This is a genomic window from Sphingomonas sp. (assembly GCF_017304635.1).
Taxonomy (GTDB): Bacteria; Pseudomonadota; Alphaproteobacteria; order Sphingomonadales; family Sphingomonadaceae; genus Sphingomonas.
In genome coordinates, this window is the sequence record NZ_JAFKMA010000001.1 from 809,339 (window position 1) to 831,107 (window position 21,769).

General features: G+C 67.4%; 23 protein-coding genes and 1 tRNA gene. 4 read left to right on the forward strand and 20 right to left on the reverse strand.

Translation table 11 applies throughout. The features are described 5' to 3' along the window. Positions 1–6: 6 nt before the first annotated feature. From J0I47_RS04100 to J0I47_RS04120, 5 genes are read right to left on the reverse strand one after another with little or no spacing between them, the layout of a single operon-like run. Positions 7–963 (reverse strand): DNA polymerase III subunit delta', encoded by a 957-nt coding sequence (locus J0I47_RS04100; protein WP_294045158.1) that lies wholly within the window; start codon positions 961–963, stop codon positions 7–9. Then, positions 960–1,589, reverse strand: a complete 630-nt coding sequence (gene tmk / locus J0I47_RS04105) for a dTMP kinase (protein ID WP_294045159.1) — start codon at positions 1,587–1,589, stop codon at positions 960–962. The genes J0I47_RS04100 and tmk overlap by 4 nt, the downstream gene beginning before the upstream one ends. A gap of 15 nt (positions 1,590–1,604) precedes the next feature. Continuing rightward, positions 1,605–2,762: a D-alanyl-D-alanine carboxypeptidase family protein gene (locus J0I47_RS04110; RefSeq protein WP_294045160.1), complete on the reverse strand. Its 1,158-nt coding sequence runs from the start codon at positions 2,760–2,762 to the stop codon at positions 1,605–1,607. Positions 2,763–2,794: 32 nt separating this feature from the next. After that, on the reverse strand, positions 2,795–3,646 hold the full coding sequence (locus J0I47_RS04115) for an SPOR domain-containing protein (RefSeq protein WP_294045161.1): 852 nt from the start codon (positions 3,644–3,646) through the stop codon (positions 2,795–2,797). Continuing rightward, on the reverse strand, positions 3,630–4,649 hold the full coding sequence (locus tag J0I47_RS04120) for a lytic transglycosylase domain-containing protein (protein WP_294045162.1): 1,020 nt from the start codon (positions 4,647–4,649) through the stop codon (positions 3,630–3,632). Before J0I47_RS04120 ends, J0I47_RS04115 begins: the two co-directional genes overlap by 17 nt. Before the next feature lie 120 nt (positions 4,650–4,769). Between J0I47_RS04120 and J0I47_RS04125 the strand changes: the two genes are divergently transcribed. After that, positions 4,770–4,859: transfer RNA gene (locus tag J0I47_RS04125), tRNA-Ser, on the forward strand. Between the two features lie 101 nt (positions 4,860–4,960). On the opposite strand, the gene J0I47_RS04130 is transcribed toward J0I47_RS04125, so the two are convergent. From J0I47_RS04130 to rpsB, 13 genes are all read right to left on the reverse strand, one after another. Then, the gene (locus J0I47_RS04130) at positions 4,961–5,302 is read right to left on the reverse strand and encodes a PilZ domain-containing protein (protein WP_294045163.1); all 342 of its coding nucleotides are present in this window, start codon (positions 5,300–5,302) and stop codon (positions 4,961–4,963) included. A gap of 97 nt (positions 5,303–5,399) precedes the next feature. Continuing rightward, complete coding sequence (rpmE, locus tag J0I47_RS04135) at positions 5,400–5,630, reverse strand: 50S ribosomal protein L31 (protein ID WP_294045164.1); 231 nt, start codon at positions 5,628–5,630, stop codon at positions 5,400–5,402. Positions 5,631–5,726: 96 nt separating this feature from the next. Then, positions 5,727–6,221 (reverse strand): 3-hydroxyacyl-ACP dehydratase FabZ, encoded by a 495-nt coding sequence (fabZ, locus tag J0I47_RS04140; protein ID WP_294045165.1) that lies wholly within the window; start codon positions 6,219–6,221, stop codon positions 5,727–5,729. Continuing rightward, complete coding sequence (locus J0I47_RS04145) at positions 6,218–6,859, reverse strand: OmpH family outer membrane protein (RefSeq protein ID WP_294045166.1); 642 nt, start codon at positions 6,857–6,859, stop codon at positions 6,218–6,220. The genes fabZ and J0I47_RS04145 overlap by 4 nt, the downstream gene beginning before the upstream one ends. Next, positions 6,859–9,639, reverse strand: coding sequence for an outer membrane protein assembly factor BamA (gene bamA, locus J0I47_RS04150; protein ID WP_294045167.1), 2,781 nt, complete (start codon positions 9,637–9,639; stop codon positions 6,859–6,861). Before bamA ends, J0I47_RS04145 begins: the two co-directional genes overlap by 1 nt. 87 nt (positions 9,640–9,726) lie before the next feature. Next, positions 9,727–10,860, reverse strand: coding sequence for an RIP metalloprotease (locus tag J0I47_RS04155; protein WP_294045856.1), 1,134 nt, complete (start codon positions 10,858–10,860; stop codon positions 9,727–9,729). After that, positions 10,857–12,014, reverse strand: coding sequence for a 1-deoxy-D-xylulose-5-phosphate reductoisomerase (locus tag J0I47_RS04160; protein WP_294045168.1), 1,158 nt, complete (start codon positions 12,012–12,014; stop codon positions 10,857–10,859). The genes J0I47_RS04155 and J0I47_RS04160 overlap by 4 nt, the downstream gene beginning before the upstream one ends. Further along, on the reverse strand, positions 12,011–12,817 hold the full coding sequence (locus J0I47_RS04165) for a phosphatidate cytidylyltransferase (RefSeq protein WP_294045169.1): 807 nt from the start codon (positions 12,815–12,817) through the stop codon (positions 12,011–12,013). Before J0I47_RS04165 ends, J0I47_RS04160 begins: the two co-directional genes overlap by 4 nt. 7 nt (positions 12,818–12,824) lie before the next feature. Continuing rightward, complete coding sequence (locus J0I47_RS04170) at positions 12,825–13,556, reverse strand: isoprenyl transferase (protein ID WP_294045170.1); 732 nt, start codon at positions 13,554–13,556, stop codon at positions 12,825–12,827. Between the two features lie 152 nt (positions 13,557–13,708). Next, a complete protein-coding gene (frr, locus tag J0I47_RS04175) occupies positions 13,709–14,266 on the reverse strand; it encodes a ribosome recycling factor (RefSeq protein WP_294045171.1) in 558 nt (185 codons plus the stop codon). Between the two features lie 10 nt (positions 14,267–14,276). Next, a complete protein-coding gene (pyrH, locus tag J0I47_RS04180) occupies positions 14,277–14,999 on the reverse strand; it encodes a UMP kinase (protein ID WP_294045172.1) in 723 nt (240 codons plus the stop codon). A 237-nt stretch (positions 15,000–15,236) separates the two neighbouring features. Further along, complete coding sequence (tsf, locus tag J0I47_RS04185; RefSeq protein ID WP_294045173.1) at positions 15,237–16,175, reverse strand: translation elongation factor Ts; 939 nt, start codon at positions 16,173–16,175, stop codon at positions 15,237–15,239. 84 nt (positions 16,176–16,259) lie between these two features. Beyond that, a complete protein-coding gene (gene rpsB / locus J0I47_RS04190) occupies positions 16,260–17,069 on the reverse strand; it encodes a 30S ribosomal protein S2 (protein WP_294045174.1) in 810 nt (269 codons plus the stop codon). 461 nt (positions 17,070–17,530) lie between these two features. Here rpsB and J0I47_RS04195 point away from each other — a divergent pair, with 461 nt between their 5' ends. After that, a complete protein-coding gene (locus J0I47_RS04195; protein WP_294045175.1) occupies positions 17,531–17,752 on the forward strand; it encodes a hypothetical protein in 222 nt (73 codons plus the stop codon). On the opposite strand, the gene J0I47_RS04200 is transcribed toward J0I47_RS04195, so the two are convergent. Both J0I47_RS04200 and J0I47_RS04205 read right to left on the reverse strand, forming a co-directional pair. Continuing rightward, positions 17,700–18,542, reverse strand: a complete 843-nt coding sequence (locus J0I47_RS04200) for a phosphatidylcholine/phosphatidylserine synthase (RefSeq protein WP_294045176.1) — start codon at positions 18,540–18,542, stop codon at positions 17,700–17,702. The genes J0I47_RS04195 and J0I47_RS04200 overlap by 53 nt on opposite strands. Continuing rightward, on the reverse strand, positions 18,539–19,258 hold the full coding sequence (locus J0I47_RS04205) for a phosphatidylserine decarboxylase (protein ID WP_294045177.1): 720 nt from the start codon (positions 19,256–19,258) through the stop codon (positions 18,539–18,541). The genes J0I47_RS04200 and J0I47_RS04205 overlap by 4 nt, the downstream gene beginning before the upstream one ends. Before the next feature lie 292 nt (positions 19,259–19,550). On the opposite strand from J0I47_RS04205, the gene J0I47_RS04210 reads away from it, so the two are divergent. Both J0I47_RS04210 and J0I47_RS04215 read left to right on the forward strand, forming a co-directional pair. Then, positions 19,551–20,771 (forward strand): NADP-dependent isocitrate dehydrogenase, encoded by a 1,221-nt coding sequence (locus tag J0I47_RS04210; protein ID WP_294045178.1) that lies wholly within the window; start codon positions 19,551–19,553, stop codon positions 20,769–20,771. Beyond that, positions 20,768–21,709 (forward strand): acyl-CoA thioester hydrolase/BAAT C-terminal domain-containing protein, encoded by a 942-nt coding sequence (locus J0I47_RS04215; protein WP_294045179.1) that lies wholly within the window; start codon positions 20,768–20,770, stop codon positions 21,707–21,709. Before J0I47_RS04210 ends, J0I47_RS04215 begins: the two co-directional genes overlap by 4 nt. Positions 21,710–21,769: the final 60 nt, after the last annotated feature.

Sequence of the window (21,769 nt, forward strand, 5' to 3'; positions counted from 1 at the left end):
GCGGCGTCAGCCGGGATTCGCCAGCGATGCGACGATCCCGCTCATCTCGAACACCGTCCCCTGCGCATCGAGCGACAGGCCGAGCGCCGCGGCGGCGAGGTTGCGCGCGGCGTCGTGCGCGTCGAGCGCCTGGCGCAGCGCCGGCCCGCTACGTTCGCGCGCGCGGGCGGCGATGAAACGCGGGGCTCGGTCGAGGAACGCTTCGTAGCGCGTCTGCGCGGCCTTGAGCGCCAGCGAACTCGCCAGCTTCGAACGCACCGCGTTGCTCGCGTCGCCGCGCGCGAGGTCGGCCAGCGATCCGTCGATGCCGGCGATGTCGAGCCCGGCCATCGCCAGCGCCGCCGCCGGCGACCCCTCCCCCACGCGCACTAGCTCGGCGATCTCGCTCGGCACCGCGCCGGCGCCGGCCAGCGCCATCCGCATGTCGTCTTCGTCCAGCGGCTCGAACCGCAGCATCCGGCAGCGCGAGCGGATCGTCGGCAGCAACCGCGACGGCGCGTGGCTGACGAGCAGGAACACCGTGCCGGCGGGCGGTTCCTCGAGGTTCTTGAGCAACGCGTTCGAGGCGCCGGGGCGTTCGAGATCGTCGGCGGTGTCGATCAGGACGACCCGGCGATCCGAATAGGTCGGCTTGATCCCGAGGAAATGGTCGAGTTCGCGGACCTGATCGACCTTGATGCTGCGCGCGAGGCCCTGGTCGGGCTTCTTCTCGTCCTTGGGCAAGCGTTCGAGCAGCTTGAAGTCGGGATGCGCGCCGGCCTCCATCAACTGCCAGGTCCGGTCGCCCTCGAGCACGGCGAAGTCGCCGCGGCCGGCCAGCAATCGGCGCGCGGCGAGGCGCGCGAAACTCGCCTTGCCGATCCCCTCCGGTCCCGCGAAAATCCACGCATGATGCATCGCGCCGCTCGCGATCGCCTCGGAAAGAGCGTCCCGCGCTCGATCGTTACCGTACAATGGCGTCATGGCAGCAGGTCGGCGACCGCATCCCAGACTGCCTCGGCGACGGCATCGACCGACCCGCCGGCATCGACCAGCCGCACCCGATCCGGCTCGGCTTTTGCGAAGCGGCGGAAGGCGGCGGCGACATCATCGTGGAACGCGCGACCGCGCGCGGCGAAGCGATCGGCGGCGGCGCCGTCGCGTTGCGCGGCGCGCTCGGCCCCCACTTCCGGCGAAACTTCCAGCACCAGCGTCCGGTCGGGCAGCAGTCCGCGCGACCCGAAGCCGTGCAGCGCCAGCACCGCGGCATCGTCGATCCCGCCGGCCACACCCTGATACGCGCGCGACGAATCGATGAAGCGGTCGCACAGCACCCAGGTGCCGGCGCCGATCGCCGGGCGGATCGTCTTTTCGACATGATCGGCGCGCGCCGCGGCGAACAGCAGCGCCTCGCTATGCGCGCTCCAGCGTTCGATCGCGCCGTGCATCAGCAGTTCGCGGATCGCCTCCGCCCCGGGACTGCCACCGGGCTCGCGCGTCGTCAGCACCTCGACGCCAGCCGCGCGCAGACGATCGGCGAGCAGCCGGATCTGAGTCGACTTGCCCGCGCCCTCGCCGCCTTCAATCGACAGGAACCGTCCCGGCGCCATCGCCCGCGCGAGTCCTCAGCCGCCGAACAGCTGCTTCAGCCCCGCCCAGGCGCGTCCGAAGAACCCGGCCTGGCCGACGTCGCTCGCCGCCACCAGCGGAAAGCGCTGGTCGCTCTGGCCCGGCACCTTGACGATCAGGTCGGCGACGTGATCGCCCGCCTTGATCGGCGCCTTGAGCGGGCCGTCATAGACGACCGATGCGGTCATCGATGGGTTGCTGCCTGACGGCACCGTCACCGCCAGATTGTCCTGCGCGACCAGGCCGACATTGCTCGCCGAGCCGAGCTGGACGTCGGCGGTGGCGACCTGCCGCCCCTTCCCCACCACCGGCTTGCTGCTCCACGCGCCGAAACCCCATTTCATGAAGTTGATCGACTGTTCCTTGCGGCCGTTGAAACTGTCGAGCCCGGCCAGCACCATCACCAGCCGGCGCCCGTTCTGGATCGCCGATCCGGTGAAGCTGTAGCCGGCCTCCTCGGTATGGCCGGTCTTCAAGCCATCGGCGCCGGCGACATTGCCGAGCAGCGGGTCGCGATTGTCCTGCGTGATGTTGCTGCCGTTGCCGAGCTGCTTGCCCCAGGTGAAGTTCGGCAGCGAGTAATAGCGCCGATAGAGGTCCGGAAAGTCGCGGATCGTCGCCGACGCCAGCGTCGTGAGGTCGCGCGCGGTGACGTAGGTGACGCCGCCGTCGGGCCAGCCGTTCGAGGTGCCGAAATGGCTGTTGGTCATGCCCAGCTTCTTCGCGGCATCGTTCATCCGCTCGGTGAACGCCTGTTCGTTGCCCGACAGCCCCTCGGCCAGCACTACGCAGGCATCGTTGCCCGACAGCGTGACGATACCCTTCAGCAGATTGTCGACGCTGACATTCTCGCCCGCCGACAGGAACATGGTCGACCCCTGGCTGTGCCACTTGCGCCAGGTCTCGGGCTGGACGGTAATCATCTTCTGCGCGTTCAGCTCGCCGCGCTTTATCATGTCGAACACGACATAGACCGTCATCATCTTCGCCATCGACGCCGGCGGCATGCGGCGATCGGCATCCTTGGCGAACAGCACCGCGTTCGAGCTCAGGTCGACCATATAGGCGATCGGCGCCGGCGTCTGGAATTCGGGCGCGGCGAAGGCGGGGACGGTCAGCGACGCGGCGGCGAGGAGGAGGGCGAGCTTTTTCATCGAATCGAGTGGCTTCCGTGAGTGGAGTCGGATCAATTGTCGCGAACGACGCGGGCCTGGGCATAGCCCCGCTTGACGGCGGCGTCACGCGCTCGTGCGGCTTGCGCGGCGGTGACGTAGGGGCCGGTGCGGACGCGGTAGAGAGCGCCGGCGGGCGAGACGCTGCCGCCGATGCTGCGCGCGAGGGCATTGGCGCGGTCGGCGGTGCTGAACGCGGCGAGCTGGACGTAGAGGTGCGCGTTGGCGGTGGGTGGCGGTGACGGCGCGGCCGCTGGCTTGCGGACCATCGGCGGCCTGGCCGACGCGAGTGCCGGGCGTGCCGATGGCGTCGGCGCGACCACCGCTTTGGCGCCCTTCCCCGACCGTGTCGTCGCCGCGACCGGCTTGGCGGGCAGGCGCGTGCGCAGCCCCGCGAGCAACGCCGCCGGGGCGTCGAGCCGCGGCGATGGCGGGCGTCCATTGGCCAGGGCGTTCTGGTCGGCCGGCGACGGCGTGACGCGACGGATGCGTACCGCGCCGCGCCCCTCCAGCCCGATCGCGGCGGCGGCGGCCGGGGACAGCCATGCCAGCGTCCCGACCGGCGCATCCTCGCCGTCCGATCGCACCAGCGTCGTCCGCCCGCTGTCGAGCATCGTCACCTCGGCATAGCCACCGGCCGGGATACCGCGCAGCTTGGCGACGTAGGTGGCGGGCGCATCGGTCGCGACGGCGGCATAGCCGACCTCGTCGAGACGATCCGCGCCGCGATCGGACGTGGCGCTCGGCCCGGTCGACGGCGGCGGCCCGTCGCGCGCGTCGTCGGGACGCGGCGCGGTCTGGGCCGCGGCACTACCCGCGACCAGCACCGCCAGCGCGGCGACCCACATCCTATTGTTCGACGGCATCGGCCAGCAACCCCACGCTAATGGCGTAGAAATTGGAGCAATTGTAATCGAGAATCACGCGGTAATTGCCGGTCAGCAGATAGGCGGTCTGGCCCGGCCCGTCGGGCTCGATCAGCGTCGCCTGCACCGAATCCGCCGGCAGCGGCCGGCCGGCGGGCATCACGCCCAGCGCGCGCCATTCGGCGATCGAGCGCCAGCCGCTCGCGCGGGCGAACACGCGGGGACACCGCGGCGAGATCAGCCGGTTGGTCACCATGCTGCGGTCGAACCCGGCGGGCAGCGTCACCGCGACGCCCCAGGGCTGGCCGCGCCGCCAGCCAGCATTGTAGAAATAATTGCCGATCGACGCGAGCGTATCGGCATCGCTCGACCAGATGTCGGCGCGACCGTCGCCGTCGCCGTCCCGCGCCAGCCGCAGATAGACCGAAGGCAGGAATTGCGGCCCGCCCATCGCGCCGGCCCAGCTGCCGACCAGTTTCTCGCGCGGGATACCGCGATCGACGATCTTCAGCGTCGCGATGAACTCGTTGGCGAACAGGTCGCGGCGGCGCCCCTCATAGGCCAAAGTCGCCAGCGCGCGCGGCAGGTCGAACGTGCCCATCACCTTGCCGTAGCTGGTCTCGTGCCCCCAGATCGCGACCATGATCGATTCGGGGACGCCGGTCTCCGCCTCGATCCGCGCCAACCGCGGGCGCTGCGCGAGATATTTGTCGCGACCCTGCGCGATCAGCGCGGCGCCGAGATGCTGGCGGAGATAGGGCGCGAGCGGCGGGTTGGCGTTCGACGGATTGGCCGGATTGCCGCCGGGTTGCGCGCGGTCGAGCTCGATCACGCGCGGATTGAGCGTCAGGCCGGCAATGACCGAATCGGCCGTGGCGGGGCGCACACCCTGCGCGATCGCCTGCGCGCGCAAGGTCTGGAGATAGGACTGGAAACCGACCTCGTCGCTGCTTTGACCATGCGCACTTGCGCTCAGCCCGACCAGCAGGAGCGCGCCCGCCATTCCCTTGATACCGCCACAACCCCGCATCGTGCGACCGTGCCACAGCGACGCCGCCGCGGGAATCCCCGATCGTCGTACGGCTTGCACAAATCACCGCCCTTGCCCAAAGCGGGCCCGCGCGGAGAGGTGGCCGAGTGGTTTAAGGCAGCGGTCTTGAAAACCGCCGTGGGTTCACGCCCACCGTGGGTTCGAATCCCACCCTCTCCGCCAGCGCAGTGCGCACGTCGGCTAAAGCCGACGAGACGCGCCAGCGCGGCCGGCTTGGCACCGCCAAGTCCGACGGCGTGGCTTCGCCACGCTGCGCTCTCAACTCAGATAGCCCCCAACCCCACCAGTTCCTCGAACTGGTCCATCGTCAGCGGCGACACGAACTGGCACCCGGCCTGGAAATCGTCGGCCCAGCGCACCACCGCCGCGACCTGACCGATCCCGGGCAGCGTCAGCGAGATGGTGGTGTCTTTCTTGAGCGCCGAATAGCTGCTCAACCGCGCGCCTTCGGGCGACAGGTCGGTGATCCGGCAGGCCGTCCGGTCGAGCCCGCCGCGCACCAGCTTGGCGTCGAGCGACACCGTCGCGCGCGCGCTCTTGCGGAGTGGATGAGCGTCGGCTGGCGCGTAATCGGCACGGATATTGGTGGGCCTGGCTTCGATCATGTCGGCCAGCCTAAGCCGAACAAGCCTAACGCCGCGTTAAGCACGCAAAACCGCCGCGCGCCGGGGTCGGCGCGCGGCGGTCGTGGTGCCGATCGGCTTACTTCTTGGTGAGGTTGAGGCCGCCGAAACGCTTGTTGAAGCGCGCCACCTGGCCGCCCGCATCCAGCATCTGGCCGCGACCGCCGGTCCAGGCCGGGTGCGACAGCGGGTCGATCTCGAGCGTCATCGTGTCGCCTTCCTTGCCCCAGGTGGAGCGAGTCTGGTACTCGGTGCCGTCGGTCATCTTGACCGTAATCATGTGATAATCGGGATGCGTATCGGCCTTCACGGGTAATTCCTTTGATGTGCCGCCGGTTTCCGACCGGCCGCGAAGGGCGCGCGCCTAGCAGGCACGCGAGATATTTTCAACAGCATGGTGCAATCGTCAGTCGCTCGGCGGATCGGCGATCATCGCGGTGAATTCGCATTCGGTCGCGACCTCGCCGTCGAGCAGCGCCTTGCCGGCGAACTTGCATACGCGGCTGCGCTTCTGGACGAACTCGACCTCGAGCCGCAGCAGCACGCCGGGCTCGACCGGCTTGCGGAACTTCACCCCGTCGATCGACATGAAATAGACGAGCTTGCCGGAGCCGGCGAGGCCCAGGCTCTCGACCGCGAGCACGCCGGCGGCCTGTGCCAGCGCTTCGACCTGGAGCACACCCGGCATGATCGGCCTTTCCGGGAAATGCCCCTGGAAGAATTCCTCGTTCATGCTGACCGCCTTGATCGCGGCGATCGACCGGTCGGGGATCAACTCCTCGACCCGGTCGACCAACAGCATCGGATAGCGATGCGGCAGCGCCGCCATCACGCGCTTGATGTCAAGCGGGGCCCCCGCGGAAGCGGGGGTGGACGTCGCTGCCGGGGTGTCGTCGCTCACCGGGTGCGACGCGTGCCGGTCGGCGCCGGCGTCGGCGTGGTGACGGGCGCGGCGGGCGCCGCCGCCTGGCCAGCCTGGCCCGGCTGCCAGTTGGCGGGCGGGGTGATGCTGACCGCGGCGGTGTTCTTGTTCATCTCCGCCGTGATGTCGTCGGTGATATTGGCGGTGTTATCGGCCGTCAGCACCGCTTCCGGACGCACGACCAGCGAGATGCGCTTGGCGGCGAGCACATTCTTGAACGCGGTCTGCAGGCGCGGGCTGAGTTGCTCGATGACATAGGCACGAGCGCGCAGCGCGGGCAGTTCGGCGGTCGCGGCCTGCTGTTCCTGCTGCTGGATCGACGCGAAGTTCGGCGCGGCGCGCATGCGAGCGAGCTCCTGCTCGTCGAGCTGGCCGTCCTTGTTGGTGTCGAACACCTGCTCCTGCGGCCCCAGCGCCTTGCGGATCGATTCGGCCTGGTCGAGCTGCGTCTTGTAGGTCGTGCGGATCTGGTTGATCGCGTTGGTGAAGGCGACCGACTGCGTCAGCGCAGCCTGCGGATCGGCGACCGCGGCGGTCTGCGCCGAAGCCGACGACGCGGCGAGCATGCCGGTCAGCGCGATGGCGCCGAGGCCGAGCGAGGTGATCTTGATGGTCATCAGAATTGGGTTCCTACGTTGAAGGTCACAAGTTTGGTGTCGTCGCCCTTGTCGTGGAGCAACGCTTTCGCGATATCGATGCGCAACGGCCCGAACGGCGAATTCCAGTTCACCCCGAAACCGATCGAGATGCGCGGCCGCGGCGAGTCGCCGACGAACCGCTCCAGGTACGGGCCGTACGGCACCGAGTAATTGCTGTTGGCCGACGACCCGGCGCACGCGCCGCCGTACGTCGCCGAATAACCGGTCGCGCAGGTCGTCAACAGGCTGGGGTTCGTCGCGTCGGTCGACGGCACCTGGTACAACGGCACCTGCGTCCCGTTCACGGTCGCATATTGCTGCTGCTGGTACGGCTGAACGATGCCGTTGACGACCGGATAGCATGGCGTGGTCTGGCCGGTCGTGCAGGTCGTCGTCAGCTGCGGCCGACGCACGCCGAACACGGCGCCGACGTCCATGAAGATGCTCGGCCGCAAGCCCAGCTCGCGCACGCCGCCGCCGAGCGGCGGTTCGAGTTCGAACCGGACCAGGTAATAGGCCCGGCCGCCCAGCGCATCGTCGATGATCGAGTTCTTGTCGGTCGACAGCGTCTGCGTCGTGACGCCGGTCGTCGCGTCGGTGTTGGTGACGTACGGGATGCGCTGAACGCGCGGGCCGACGCCGCGGATGTCGAAGCCGCGAATCTGCGGCTCGCCCAAGTAGAAGCGGTCGGTGATGCGGATCGGATCGCTGCCGTCGGCCGGCGTGCTTTGCAGGCTCTTGATGTAGCCGGCCTCGCCATTGACCGAGAAGATCCAGCCCTTGCCGAGGTTCATGTACTTGCTCGCCTCGATACGCGAGCGGATGTAGCGGACGTCGCCGCCCAACCCGGCGACATCCTGGCTCAGCACCAGCCGCTTGCCGGCGGTCGGACGCAGGCGGCTGTTCAGGCTGTCATAGACCAGCGAATAGCCGATCATCGACGTCACGCGGTTGCCGATCGCGTCGCAGAGGTAGCGTCCGGCGACGAACGGGTTGCAGACGCCGTTGGTGAAATAGGTCGCCTGGTCCAGCCCGACCTTGTCGAACGTCAGCCCGTAGCGGCCGGACAGCGACCAATATTCGGTCAGCGGCACGCCGGTGCGCACCTGGAACCCGGTCGAGACCTGCGAATAGGTCGTCTGACGCTGGTCGCCGATATAGTTGAACGAGTTATAGTCGCGGCGGAAGATGTCGACGCCGACGGCGACGTTCTTGTCGAACAGATACGGCTCGGTGAAGCCCAGGCTGACCGACTTCGAATAGACCGAATAGTCGACGTTGGCGCGCAGTTCCTGGCCCTTGCCGCGGAAGTTGCGCTGGGTGATGCCGGCCTGGATGATGAACCGCTCGAGGCTCGAATAACCCGCCGACAGCGACAGTTCGCCGGTCGGCTTTTCCTCGACGTTCGCGTTGAGCACGACGCGGTCGGCGGCCGAGCCCTGCTCGTTCTTGATCTCGAACTTGTCCTGAAAGAAGCCGAGCGAATTGATGCGGTCGGTCGAGCGCTTGACCTGGAAGCTGTTGAAGGCGTCACCCTCCGCCAGACGGATTTCGCGGCGGATCACCTTGTCCTGGGTCTGGCGGTTGCCGGTGATCTCGATCCGCTCGACATAGGTCCGCTTGGCCTCGGCGATGTGGAAGTTGATCGCCATCGTCAGGTTTTCTTTGTTCGGCACGAACTCCGGGTTCACTTCGGTGAACGCGTAGCCGAACAGCCCGGCGGTCTGGCTGAGGCTGTCGACCGTGTCCTCGACCTTCTTGGCGTTGTACCAGTCGCCCTTCGTGATGCCGAGCGACGAGGCGAGCTTCTTGTTGTCGAAGTCGCGGATGTCGCTGTCGACGGTCACGTCGCCGAACTTGTAGCGCGGCCCTTCCTCGACCACGTAGGTGATGATGAAATCACGCTTGTCAGGCGTCAGTTCGGCCACCGCGGAGGTCACGCGGAAATCGGCATAGCCCTGCGTCAGATAGAACTTGCGCAGCTGCTGCTGATCGTAGGCCAGGCGATCCTGGTCGTACGACGTGTTCGACGAGAAGAAGCGGAAGAAGCGCGCCTGCTTCGTCACCATCTGCTGGCGCAGCTTGTCGTCGGAGAAGACCTGGTTGCCGATGATGTTGATCGCTCGGACCTTCGACTTCGGCCCCTCGTCGATCTCGAACACCACGTCGACGCGGTTCTGGTCGAGGCTGACCATCTTCGGCTCGATCCGCGCGGCGAAGCGGCCCTGGCGGCGATAGAGCTCGACGATGCGGCCGACGTCCTGACGGACGGCCGTGCGCGTGAAGATCTGGCGCGGCGCGAGCTTGATTTCCTTCGTGATCTTGTCCGACTTGAGGGTCGAATTGCCCTCCAGGATCACGCGGTTGATGATCGGGTTCTCGCGGATGCGCAGCGTGATGTCGCCGGTCTCCGCGCCGGCGATCGACACGTCGGCGAACAGGTCGCTCGCGTAGAGATCGCGGATCGCCTGGTCGAGCGTCTCGTTCGAATAGGCCTGGCCGACGCGCAGCTTTGTGTAGCTCAGCACCGTCTCGGGCTCGATCCGCTGCGATCCCTCGACGCGCAGCGAGTGGATCACGCGCTGCGGCGCGACCGCCGCCGGCACCGGCGCGGGAGTCGCCGGCGCGGCCGGGGTCGGCGCGGCCGCCGGCGCCTTGCGCGGCGCGGTCTGCGCCATCGCCACCGGCGACAGGATCGTCCCCGCCATCAACACCGCGGCGGCGCGCGTCCCGAACTTCGAAGCCTTGATAATCACCATTCCACCCCAGCCGGATAGCCACTTGCCGTCGCGTATGAACCGGCGCGCCCGCCCTGCCCCACTTGGGTCAACCGATCAACCCGGCCCTCACCCGATCAATCCCTTAAGGTGCTGCCAAAGCCCGACCTTGCCGAGATCGTTGAACGTCACGACTAGGAACAGCGCCAGGATCACCGCCAGTCCACCGCGGAACGCCCATTCCTGGATCTGCGGCGTCACCGGACGCCGCCGCACCGCCTCGATTGCATAGAACAGCAAATGTCCACCATCTAGCATCGGAACTGGCAACAGGTTGATGAACCCCAAATTAATCGAAATGAACGCGATCAGGCTGACGAAGTCGATCCAGCCCAGGCTCAATTGTTCGCCCGATACTTTCGCCATGCTGACGATACCGGACATGTCCTTGACCGAGCGCTCGCCGATCAGCAGCTGGCCCAGCGTCTCGCCGGTCATGCGGATCAGGTCGCCGACCTGGCCGATCGCCACGATCGGCGCCTCCAGCACGCCGACCCGCGCGAACCGTACTTCGCCCGGATGGACGCCGAGCACGCCGATATCCTGCGCGTTGCCGAACTTGTCGGTCTGGCGCGCGGTTCCGATGACGCCGTCCGCCGACAAATGCCGGCCGCCGCGATCGTAATCGACGCGGACCGGCTGGCCGGCGCGGATCACGACGTACATGCGCAGTTCGTCGAAGGTATCGACGGGGCGTCCGCCGATCGCGGTGATGCGGTCGCCGGGCTGCAAACCGATGCTCGCCGCCATCGTCCCCTGCTCGACCGAGCCGACCTGCGTCGTCGTCGTGCTGACGCCATAGGCCAGCGCGAACCCGGTCAGGATCAGCACCGCCAGCAGGAAATTGGTCACCGGCCCGGCCAGCACGACGATCGCGCGCTGCCACACCTTCTTCGACTGGAACGTCCTGGCGCGCTCTTCGGGCGGGAGCGCGAGCCACGCCGGATCGGTCAGCCCGGCCGGGCTCATGTCGCCGGCGAAGCGGACATAGCCGCCGAGCGGCAGCACCGACAGCTTCCACCGCGTGCCGCGCTTGTCGGTCCAGCCGGCGATCTCCGGCCCGAACCCGATCGAGAAGGCGTCCGCCTTGATCCCGAACCAACGCCCGGCGAAATAATGGCCGAGCTCGTGAAAGAAGACGAGCGGCCCCAGCATCAGCACGAAGGCGACGAGCGTGAGGATGATTCCGGGGCTCTGCATCAGGTCACGCAATCCTCTACACGTTCACCTGCGATCCTGCGTGCCCCCGCGTCGATCGCCAGGACCTCGTCCAGCGTTTCCGGCGCCGGCGGGTCGTACCGGTCGAGCGTATCGCCGACGATTGCGGCAATTTCGAGGAAGCCGATGCGACGATCGAGGAAAGCCGCCACCGCGACTTCGTTGGCGGCGTTCAGGATGGCGGGACGCGCGCCGCTTGCCTCCAATGCCTGACGCGCGAGGGCCAGCGCCGGGAACCGCTCGGCATCGGGTGCGGCGAAATCGAGGCGGCCGATCGCGACCAGATCCAGCGGTGCCATCGGCGTCGCGATCCGGTCCGGCCAGGCCAGGCAATGCGCGATCGGCACCCGCATGTCGGGCGGGCCGAGCTGCGCCAGCGTCGAGCCGTCGACATATTCGACCAGCGAGTGGATCACCGATTGCGGATGGATGACGATCTCGATCCGCTCGGGCGGCACCGGGAACAGCCGCGCCGCCTCGATCAGCTCCAACCCCTTGTTCATCAGGGTCGCCGAATCGACCGAGATCTTGGCCCCCATCGACCAATTGGGGTGCGCGACCGCCTGCTCCGGCGTGACGTCGCGCATCGCGTCGCAAGTCCAGTCGCGGAACGGGCCGCCGCTCGCGGTCAGGATGATGCGGCGGACGCGGTCGATCTGTCTGGGGTCGAGGCACTGGAAGATGGCGTTGTGCTCGGAATCGGCCGGCAGCAGCGTCGCGCCCGATCGCCGCGCCGCCGCCAGGATCACGTCGCCGGCCGACACCAGCGGCTCCTTGTTGGCGAGTACCACCGTGCCGCCCGCCTCGATCGCCGCCATCACCGGACCGAGCCCGGCGACTCCGACGATCGCCGCCATCGTCAGGTCGGCACCCGATCGCGCGGCCTCGCAGACCGCCCGCGCGCCACCGGCCGTGCCGATATTGGTGCCGCGCAACGCCTCGCGCAGCGCCGGCAGGCAGCTCTCGTCGGCGACCACCGCCAGTTCCGCGCGCGTCCGGATCGCCGCTGCCGCCAGTCGCTCGACGTCGCAATTGGCGGTCAGCGCCATGACGCGGAACCGGTCGGGCGAGCGCTCGATCAGGTCGAGCGTCGAGGTGCCGACCGATCCGGTCGCGCCCAGGACGGTGATCGATTTCATCGAACCAGCAGGACCAGCAACGCCGCGACCGGAGCCACCGGGACCAGCCCATCGAGCCGATCGAGCACGCCGCCATGGCCGGGCAGCAGATTGCCGCTGTCCTTCTTCCCCGCGCGCCGCTTCAGCCAGCTTTCGAACAGGTCGCCGCCCTGCGCAAGCGTGGCGAGCACCGGCGTCGTCAGCGCGAGCAGCAGGGGCAGGCCGGCGAACCCGTGCAGGAAAAAGGCGAACAATGTCGCCGCCGCCATCCCGCCGATCAGCCCCGCCCAGGTCTTGTTCGGGCTGACGCGTGGCGCGAGCTTCGGCCCGCCGATGAAGCGCCCGGCGAAATAGGCGCCGATATCGGTCGACCACACCAGCGCCAGCGTCCAGATCGTGTAGAGCAGGCCGATATGCCCCAGCCGGACGGTGTTCTCCTGCCGGATCAGCAGCAGCGCCAGCACCGGCACCCCGACATAGACCACGCCCCACGCCAGCCACGCCCGCCGCGTTACCGCGCCGACGAAGAAGAACGCCGCGAAGATCAGCCCGAGCGCCAGAAACCCCGGCCCCGCCGCGACCCCGGGCGTCATGATCGCCAGCGGCACGAACAGCGCGTAGAGCGCCAGCCGCTTCGGCCAAGACGGCGTGTCGAACAGGTCGGCCCACTCCGCCATCATCGCCAGCGCGATTACCGTCAGCAACGCCCAGAACACGATCCCGCCCAGGATCACCGCAACCAGCGCGACCGTGATGAGCGCCAGCCCGGTGACGACGCGTAGCACCAGTTCGGACGGTTGTCTGGGCTTGGCGGGATCTCTCACCGGCGGCTCACAACCCGCCGAAGCGGCGCTGGCGCTGGCCGAACGCCGCGACCGCCTCGCCCAGCGCGGCTTCGTCGAAATCGGGCCACAGCGTGTCGACGAACAGCAGTTCGGCATAGGCCGCCTGCCACAACAGGAAATTGGACAGCCGCTGCTCGCCCGAGGTGCGGATCAGCAGGTCGAGCGGCGGCAGGTCGGACGTTTCGAGCAGGCCCTCGATCGCCGCAGCGTCGATCTCCGCCGCCGCCATCGCGCCATCACGGACTCGCTCGGCCAGCACGCGCGTGGCCTTGGCCAATTCCGCCTGCGACCCGTAATTGAGCGCGATCACCAGCAGCGGACCCGTGTTGCTCGCCGTCCGCGCCATCGCGTCGTCGATCATCGCCACCGTGTCGGGCGAGAAGCGGCGGTAGTCGCCGATGATCCGCAGCCGCACGTTGTCACGGATGATCTCCGCCAGGTCGTTGCGGATGAACCAGCGCAACAGGCCCATCAGGTCGCCGACTTCCTCGGCCGGGCGGCGCCAGTTCTCCGACGAGAAGGCATAGAGCGTCAGCGCCTCGACCCCCAGCCGCCGCGCCTCGCGCGACACGCGGCGGACCGCCTCGACGCCCTGCTTGTGCCCGGCGAGCCGCGGCAGATGCCGCTTCTTCGCCCAGCGCCCGTTGCCGTCCATGATGATCGCGACGTGGCGCGGCAGCACGCCGCCGCCGATCGCGATCGCGGGATCCGCCGCCATGACCCTGCCCATCCGTCATTCCCGCAAAAGCGGGGACCCATCTCCGGCGGCGGTCCGACACGGCAACGGCCGTTGCAGGGCGGGCAAGCTCGGAAGCTGGGTCCCCGCTTTCGCGGGGCTGACGTTGATGGAGAGGGCGAACGCGCCGCGCGTCACTGGCCCAGGATTTCCTTTTCCTTCGACTGCGCGGCGGCGTCGATGTCGGCGATGGTGCTATCGGTCAGCTTCTGCACCTCGGTCTCGTGGCGCTTGCGCTCGTCTTCCGAATAGACGCCCTTCTTCTCGTCGGTCTTCAGGCTGTCCATTCCGTCCCGGCGGACGTTGCGGGCGGCGATGCGCGCCTTCTCCGCATAGCTGCCGGCGAGCTTCGCCAGTTCCTTGCGGCGTTCCTCGGTCAGATCGGGTATCGGCAGGCGCAGCGTGTTGCCGTCGTTGATCGGGTTGAGCCCGAGCCCGGCCGAACGGATCGCCTTTTCCACCGGGCCGATGTTCGACTTGTCCCACACCTGCACCGACAGCATGCGCGGCTCCGGCGCCGATACCGTCGCGACCTGGTTGAGCGGCATGTGTGCGCCGTACACCTCGACCGTGATCGGATCGAGCAACGCGGTCGACGCGCGACCGGTGCGCAAGCCGCCCAGGTCATGCTTCAGCGCCTCGACGCTGCCCGCCATGCGGCGCTCCAGGTCGGCCTTGTCGTAAGCGGCCATCGTCTCTCTCCTATCCGTTCCGTACCACCGTCGAAACGCCTTCGCCGCGCAGCACCGAGGCGAGGTTGCCCGGTTCGCGGATATTGAAGACGACGATCGGAATATCGTTGTCGCGGCACAACGCGATCGCGCTCGCGTCCATGACCTTGAGGTTGTCGGCGAGCACCGTGTCGTAGCTCACCGTGTCGTAGCGCTTGGCCGACGCATCCTGCTTCGGGTCGGCATCGTACACGCCGTCGACCGAGGTGCCCTTGAACAGCGCGTCGCACTTCATTTCCGCCGCGCGCAGGGCGGCGCCACTGTCGGTCGTGAAGAACGGCGAGCCGACGCCGGCGGCGAAGATCACGATCCGCCCCTTTTCCAGGTGCCGCATCGCGCGGCGGCGGATGAAGGGTTCGCACACGCTCGCCATCGGGATCGCCGACTGGACGCGAGTCTCGACGCCGATCTGCTCGAGCGCGTTCTGCACGGCCAGCGCGTTCATCACGGTCGCCAGCATGCCCATGTAATCGCCGGTCGCACGATCCATCCCGCGCGCCGCGCCCGCCATTCCACGGAAGATGTTGCCGCCGCCGACCACCACGCACAGCTCGTGCCCGGCATCGCGCGCATCCTTGATCTCGCCGGCGACGCGTGCGGTGACGGTCGGATCGATCGCCAGACCACCGCCCTCGCCCATCAGGACCTCGCCCGAGAGTTTCAGGAGGATGCGTTTATAGGCTGGCGCGGTCACATGATTCTCAAGCGGCTGAAGGGAGCGGCGCGGACCTTAGGCGGGGTGCGATTTTCGCACAACCAATTCCCTCTCCCATCGGGAGAGGGACGAGCGCCAGAGGCGCGGAAGGGTGAGGGCTAAGTCGAAACGCTTTCGACCCTTCCCTCACCCTGCGGCGCTACGCGCCTTGCCCCTCTCCCGACGGGAGAGGGGAAGAGCAGGTCGCCCCGCCCCTTCATCCGTTCGACGGCAGCCTTACGCCGGCTGCTTGACGCCCGAGGCGGCGGCGACTTCGGCGGCGAAGTCGCTCTCTTCCTTCTCGATCCCCTCGCCGAGCTGGAAGCGGACATAGTCGGTCAGCACGATCGGCGAACCGGCTTCCTTGGCGGCGGCGGCGATCACGTCCTGCACCGGGGTCTTGCCGTCCATCACGAACGCCTGCGTCAGCAGCGCGTTTTCCTTCAGGAACTTGTCGACCGGGCCGTTCAGGATCTTCTCGGCGATCTCCGGCGGCTTGCCGACGATCTTGTCGGCGTTCTTCTCGCGCAGCACCGCGCGCTCGCGCTCGACGATCGCGGGGTCGATGCCGTCCGCGTTCAGCGCCAGCGGGAAAGCGGCGGCGACGTGCATCGCGATCTGCTTGCCCAGCGCTTCGAGCTTGTCGGCGGGCGCGGCGCTTTCCAGCGCGACGAGCACGCCGATCTTGCCGAGGCCCGGCGCCTGCGCGTTGTGCACGTACGGCACGACCACGCCCTGGCTCACTTCGAGCTGGCGGGCGCGGCGCAGGTTCTGGTTCTCGCCGATCGTCGCGATGTTGTTGGTCAGCACTTCCTCGACGGTCTTGCCGTTCAGGTCGGCCGCCTTGATCGTCGCGATGTCGTCGCCCTTCGCCAGCGCGACCTGAGTCACGTCGCGGACGAACGACTGGAACTGGTCGTTCTTGGCGACGAAGTCGGTTTCCGAATTGACTTCGACCGCCGCACCCTTGGTGCCGCTGACGGCGACGCCGACCAAGCCCTCGGCCGCGGTGCGGCTCGACTTCTTGGCGGCGGCCGCGAGGCCCTTGGTGCGCAGCCAGTCCATCGCCGCGTCCATGTCGCCGGCGGTTTCGTTAAGCGCCTTCTTGCAATCCATCATGCCGGCGCCGCTCTTCTCGCGCAGGTCCTTGACCATCGCTGCCGTGATATCGGCCATCTCAAATTCCTCTATTTTGCATATGAACGCGGCGGGACAGAGCCGAATGCGCCCTGCCCCGCCGATGTTTCATTCCGGCGACGCTCAGGCGTCGAGCTGGCGCTCGGCCTCGGCGGCCATCTCGGCCTGCTGCGGCTCTTCCACGGTCAGCGCTTCCTCGACCGGCGCTTCGACCTGGGCGCCCAAGTCGACGCCACGGCGCGACTGCTGCTCCTGGCCGCCACGCGTCGCGGCGATCGCGACCGCCTCGCAATACAGGCGGATGGCGCGGGCCGCGTCGTCGTTCGCCGGCACCGGGAACGCGATGCCGTCCGGCGACACGTTCGAATCGAGGATCGCGACGACCGGGATGCCCAGCGTGTTGGCTTCCTTGATCGCCAGCTCTTCCTTGTTGGCGTCGATCACGAACATCACGTCGGGCACGCCGCCCATGTCGCGGATGCCGCCCAGCGACAGTTCGAGCTTGTCGCGCTCGCGGGTGAGTTGCAGCACTTCCTTCTTGGTCAGGCCGTGCGTGTCGCCCGATAGCTGCTCTTCCAGGCTCTTCAGCCGGCGGATCGAGTTCGAGATCGTCTTCCAGTTGGTGAGCATGCCGCCCAGCCAGCGGTGGTTGACGAAATGCTGGCCGGCCTTGCGCGCGGCTTCCGCGATCGGCTCCTGCGCCTGGCGCTTGGTGCCGACGAACAGCACCTTGCCGCCCGACGCGACCGACGACGACACGAATTCGAGCGCGCGCGCGAACAGCGGCACGGTCTGCGACAGATCGAGGATGTGAACGCCGTTGCGATCGCCGAAGATGTAGGGTTTCATCTTCGGGTTCCAGCGATGGGTCTGGTGTCCGAAGTGCGCACCAGTCTCGACGAGCTGCTGCATGGAGACGACGGGTGCCGCCATAGGGATAACTCCTTCCGGTTGAGCCTCTGGGAAGCGGATGACGCGAACGGCCGGTCGGCCGGTTGCGCACCGGGCTATGATGCTTCCCATGCGGTGTTGAGGGCGCGCCGTTAGCGGAGGTGCCGACGAAAGGCAAGTGAGGGCGATTTCGCGTGTTGAAACACCATCCGCTGCGGTGGGCGACCTCAACAGCTCGTCTCAACGGCTATTTGTTGCTCGGTTCGTCGTCATAATAGCACGCTTTATCGTTACGTTTATGTGACAATCCTTTGGTCAACGTTCGCATATGCTGCTGACCCACCCCCATACGGCCAACTTATTCCCGGTATGTTCTCGTTTTTCGCTTGACGGATAGAACATCAACAGAACATACAGCGATCATCAACAGGACACGGAACCAAGGGAAACGACAGGCCGTTGATTTCCCATCGGATGTCGTCCGATCGAAGGGGATTAACGCGATGATGATGCTGGCCATCCTGACATTCGCCGGTGCTTTTGCCGCCGCGGCTTTCGTCATCTACGCGACGGTGACGCCTTCGCTCGACAAGATCCGCCTGGCGCTGAGCGGCCAGGGCGTCGCGTCGATCCTGCCGCCGCTGCCTCCGCGCCGCGCCTCGACCCTGCGGGTTACGCCGAGCCGCCCGGCGCTGGCGCCGTCATACTGGCGCGCTGCCGCCTGACCTTCGCATAGCCCCGCACGCTGAGCGGGATGAGCGCGAGGTAGAAGACGCAGACCGCCGCCAGCGTATGCCAGGGCATCGAGATCAGCGCCGCGCCGACCGCGACGATTACCACCAGCGCCTCGAATCGGATCCGCCGCCGCAGCTTGATCGACGACCAGCCGTAGGTCGGCAGGCTCGACACCATCAGGATCGCGACGAACGCCACCCACGGCGCGACCAGCCAAGGCGAGCGCAGCCACTCGGCGCCGCTGATGAACCACAGATACATCGGCAGCATCGCCCCGATTGCGCCGGCCGGCGCGGGGATACCGGTCAGGTAGCCGGCCGCCTTGCGCGGCTGGTCGCTGGCATCGATCGCAGCGTTGAACCGGGCCAGGCGGAGCGCGGCGAACACCGCGAACAGCAAGGCGCAGACCCAGCCGAAGCGCGGCGAATCGGTCAGCGACCAAAGGTAGAGGATCAGCGACGGCGCGACCCCGAACGAGATCGCATCGCTTAGCGAATCGAGCTCCGCCCCGAACCGGCTGGTCCCGCGCAGCAACCGCGCGACGCGCCCGTCGACGCCGTCGAGCACGCCTGCGACCAGGATCATCGTCACCGCCAGTTCCCACCGGCTGGTGTCGATCGGCAGGCCGGAGCCGCCGGTCGGCACGCTCGCCGCCGCGATCGCGAACCGCACCCCGGTCAAGCCGGAACACAGCGCCAGCGCGGTCAGCGCGTTCGGCGTGATCGTACGCAGCGGCAGGCCCTGCTGCGCCCGCCGCCGCAACGTGCGCGGCGGCCTCATTGGGTGACGCCGCTCACCGCCTCGCCGCCGACGCGGCCGATGATCGTCTCGCCGGCGATGGTGCGCTGGCCCAGCGCGACCTGGCACGCCGTATCGGGCGGCAGGAATACGTCGACGCGGCTGCCGAAGCGGATCAGGCCGACACGCTGCCCGGCGGCGATCATGTCGCCCTCCTTCACGAACGCCAGGATCCGCCGCGCGACGAGACCCGCGATCTGGGTGAAGCCGATCAGGCGGCCGTCCTTCCCTTCGACGACGATGTGCTGCCGCTCATTCTCCTCGCTCGCCTTGTCGAGATCGGCGTTGAGGAACTTGCCGGAGATGTAGACGACCCGCCGGATCGTCCCCGCGATCGGCGTGCGGTTCACGTGGACGTCGAACACGCTCATGAAGATCGACACGCGCACCAGCGGCGCCTCGCCCAGGATGGCGAGTTCGGGCGGCGGCATCACCGGCTGGATCATCGTGACCAGCCCGTCGGCCGGCGCGATCACCAGATCGTCGCCGCGCGGCGTCACCCGGATCGGATCGCGAAAGAACGCCGCAACGAAGACGGTCAGGAAGACGAGCGGCCAGAACAGGACGTTCCAGATCAGCAGCGACAGCAACGCCGCCACCCCGACGATGACGACGTAGCGCGTCCCCTCGGGGTGCATGCTGGGGAATCGCCACTTGACGGTGGTCGTGCCGGTACCCGGCGGATCGATCGAAGGCATCGCCGGTCTCTACCCCCCTCGCCGCGGCGAGACAATGCGCTGTCCTACAGGCGCCGCGCTGGGATAGGATGCGCACGAACCGCTCTTTGACATCGCCGACACCGCTCCACGCCGCCGACGCTCGCGTTGTCACGGTATCGGCAACGCTCCTCGACCTCGCCGTCGAGCGTGACCTCATCGACCGCGCTACCCCCGTCAAGTTTGTCAAGTTTGGCCATGGTGCGCCCCGCTTGACCCCCCTCCCCGCTTCCTCCTAGAGCCACCGGCAAACCTCCCTTTCAGGAAAGCGAACATGGCCAAGATCAAGGTGAAGACGCCCGTCGTGGAGATCGACGGCGACGAAATGACGCGGATCATCTGGGAATGGATCCGCGAGCGCCTTATCAAGCCGTATCTCGACATCGAACTCGATTATTACGACCTCGGCATCGAACATCGCGACGCGACCGACGACCAGGTAACGATCGACGCCGCGCACGCGACGCAGAAATACGGCGTCGCGGTCAAGTGCGCGACGATCACCCCGGACGAGGCGCGCGTCGAGGAATTCAACCTGAAGGCGATGTGGAAGTCGCCCAACGGCACGATCCGCAACATCCTGGGCGGCACCATCTTCCGCGAGCCGATCGTGATCTCGAACGTGCCGCGCCTGATCCCCGGCTGGACCAAGCCGATCGTGGTCGGGCGCCACGCGTTCGGCGACCAGTATCGCGCGACCGACTTCCGCGTGCCCGGCCCCGGCAAGCTGTCGATCAGCTGGGTCGGCACCAACGGCGAGCGGATCGACAAGGACGTGTTCGACTTCCCGTCGTCGGGCGTCGCGATGGCGATGTACAACCTCGACGATTCGATCCGCGACTTCGCGCGCGCCTCGATGCACTACGGCCTCAACCTAAAGTGGCCGGTTTACCTGTCGACCAAGAACACCATCCTCAAGGCGTATGACGGCCGCTTCAAGGACCTGTTCCAGGAAGTGTTCGACGCCGAGTTCGCCGACAAGTTCAAGGCGGCGAACATCGTCTATGAGCATCGCCTGATCGACGACATGGTCGCCAGCGCGCTCAAGTGGAGCGGCGAGTTCGTCTGGGCCTGCAAGAACTATGACGGCGACGTCCAGTCGGATCAGGTCGCGCAGGGGTTCGGCTCGCTCGGCCTGATGACCTCGGTCCTGCTGTCGCCCGACGGCAAGACGGTCGAGGCGGAAGCCGCGCACGGCACCGTCACGCGGCACTATCGCCAGCACCAGCAGGGCAAGGCGACCTCGACCAACCCGATCGCGTCGATCTTCGCCTGGACCGGCGGCCTTAAGTATCGCGGCAAGTTCGACGACACGCCCGACGTCACCCGCTTCGCCGAGGAGCTTGAGAAGGTCTGCATCGAGACCGTCGAGAGCGGCAAGATGACCAAGGACCTCGCGCTGCTGATCGGCCCCGACCAGGCGTGGATGACCACCGAGCAGTTCTTCGAGGCGATCCGCGAGAACCTCGAAGCCAAGATGGCGAACTGGGGTTGATCCGCACAATGTTGCTCGCGGCAGCGTCGATGCTGCCGCAGGTATCCGCCGCCGCCCCCCCGGCGATGCAGGCTCCGAAGGCGCAGATGACAGCGCCGGGGCCTGGCGGTATACAGATCGAGCAACAGGGCGTGATCGGTAACTGGTACGCACCAGCCGTCGGTCAGGTGATGCCTGCGATCCTGCTGCTCGGCGGGTCGGAGGGAGGATTGAGCAGCGGAACCGACCGCATGGCGCAAGCCCTTCACACGGCTGGGTTCGCTGTCCTCCAATTGGCTTATTATCGCGCGCCGGGACAAAGCGACGCGCTGGCGCTGATCCCGCTCGAAACCTTCGACCACGCGTTGCACTGGATTGCCCATCAACCGGGCGTGGATGCCAAGCGGATCGGAATGGTCGGCGGCTCCAAGGGCGCGGAAGCCGCGTTGCTGGTCGCGGCGCGCCATCCGGAAGTTCGCGCCGTCGTCGCCGGCATGCCCTCGAGTGTCGCGTGGCCGGGCATCAATTGGACCGGCATCGAGAATCGCGCGTCGTGGACGGCCGCCGGCAATCCCGTACCCACATTGCCCTATGGTATGCCCGGTCCGAATGGGGTGCTGGACGTCTATGCCAACGGGCTGAAGAGCTTGGCAGCACACGCCGCTGCACGCATCCAGGTCGAAAGGATCGCGGGAAAAGTCCTTCTGGTGTGCGGGGAGAAAGACAAACTCTGGCCATCGTGCCCGATGGCTCAGCAAATCCGTGCCAGGCAACCGAGGGCGCAGGTTCTTGCCTATGCCGATGCTGGCCACGCGGTATTTGGCGTTCCGCTAGCACCGGACAGTCCAGCTCTGCCGTCGCTTGCACAATTAGGTGGAACAGCGGCGGGCAATCAGGCCGCGCGCATCGACGGCTGGCCGCGCGTGATTGCTTTCCTCCACGCGGCATTGGTGCGGTGACGGCGCGAAAAAACTAGCCTTCTGACCTGACAAACCCGCCCCGGCCTGCTTTGATGCAAC

Excerpts from the sequence above, each read along its gene's own strand:
- J0I47_RS04100 (WP_294045158.1), bottom strand. The coding sequence starts at position 963 with ATGACGCCATTGTACGGTAACGATCGAGCGCGGGACGCTCTTTCCGAG.
- tmk (WP_294045159.1), bottom strand. The coding sequence starts at position 1,589 with ATGGCGCCGGGACGGTTCCTGTCGATTGAAGGCGGCGAGGGCGCGGGC.
- J0I47_RS04110 (WP_294045160.1), bottom strand. The coding sequence starts at position 2,762 with ATGAAAAAGCTCGCCCTCCTCCTCGCCGCCGCGTCGCTGACCGTCCCC.
- J0I47_RS04115 (WP_294045161.1), bottom strand. The coding sequence starts at position 3,646 with ATGCCGTCGAACAATAGGATGTGGGTCGCCGCGCTGGCGGTGCTGGTC.
- J0I47_RS04120 (WP_294045162.1), bottom strand. The coding sequence starts at position 4,649 with ATGGCGGGCGCGCTCCTGCTGGTCGGGCTGAGCGCAAGTGCGCATGGT.
- J0I47_RS04130 (WP_294045163.1), bottom strand. The coding sequence starts at position 5,302 with ATGATCGAAGCCAGGCCCACCAATATCCGTGCCGATTACGCGCCAGCC.
- J0I47_RS04145 (WP_294045166.1), bottom strand. The coding sequence starts at position 6,859 with ATGACCATCAAGATCACCTCGCTCGGCCTCGGCGCCATCGCGCTGACC.
- bamA (WP_294045167.1), bottom strand. The coding sequence starts at position 9,639 with ATGGTGATTATCAAGGCTTCGAAGTTCGGGACGCGCGCCGCCGCGGTG.
- J0I47_RS04160 (WP_294045168.1), bottom strand. The coding sequence starts at position 12,014 with ATGAAATCGATCACCGTCCTGGGCGCGACCGGATCGGTCGGCACCTCG.
- J0I47_RS04170 (WP_294045170.1), bottom strand. The coding sequence starts at position 13,556 with ATGGCGGCGGATCCCGCGATCGCGATCGGCGGCGGCGTGCTGCCGCGC.
- frr (WP_294045171.1), bottom strand. The coding sequence starts at position 14,266 with ATGGCCGCTTACGACAAGGCCGACCTGGAGCGCCGCATGGCGGGCAGC.
- tsf (WP_294045173.1), bottom strand. The coding sequence starts at position 16,175 with ATGGCCGATATCACGGCAGCGATGGTCAAGGACCTGCGCGAGAAGAGC.
- rpsB (WP_294045174.1), bottom strand. The coding sequence starts at position 17,069 with ATGGCGGCACCCGTCGTCTCCATGCAGCAGCTCGTCGAGACTGGTGCG.
- J0I47_RS04195 (WP_294045175.1), top strand. The coding sequence starts at position 17,531 with ATGATGATGCTGGCCATCCTGACATTCGCCGGTGCTTTTGCCGCCGCG.
- J0I47_RS04200 (WP_294045176.1), bottom strand. The coding sequence starts at position 18,542 with ATGAGGCCGCCGCGCACGTTGCGGCGGCGGGCGCAGCAGGGCCTGCCG.
- J0I47_RS04205 (WP_294045177.1), bottom strand. The coding sequence starts at position 19,258 with ATGCCTTCGATCGATCCGCCGGGTACCGGCACGACCACCGTCAAGTGG.
- J0I47_RS04210 (WP_294045178.1), top strand. The coding sequence starts at position 19,551 with ATGGCCAAGATCAAGGTGAAGACGCCCGTCGTGGAGATCGACGGCGAC.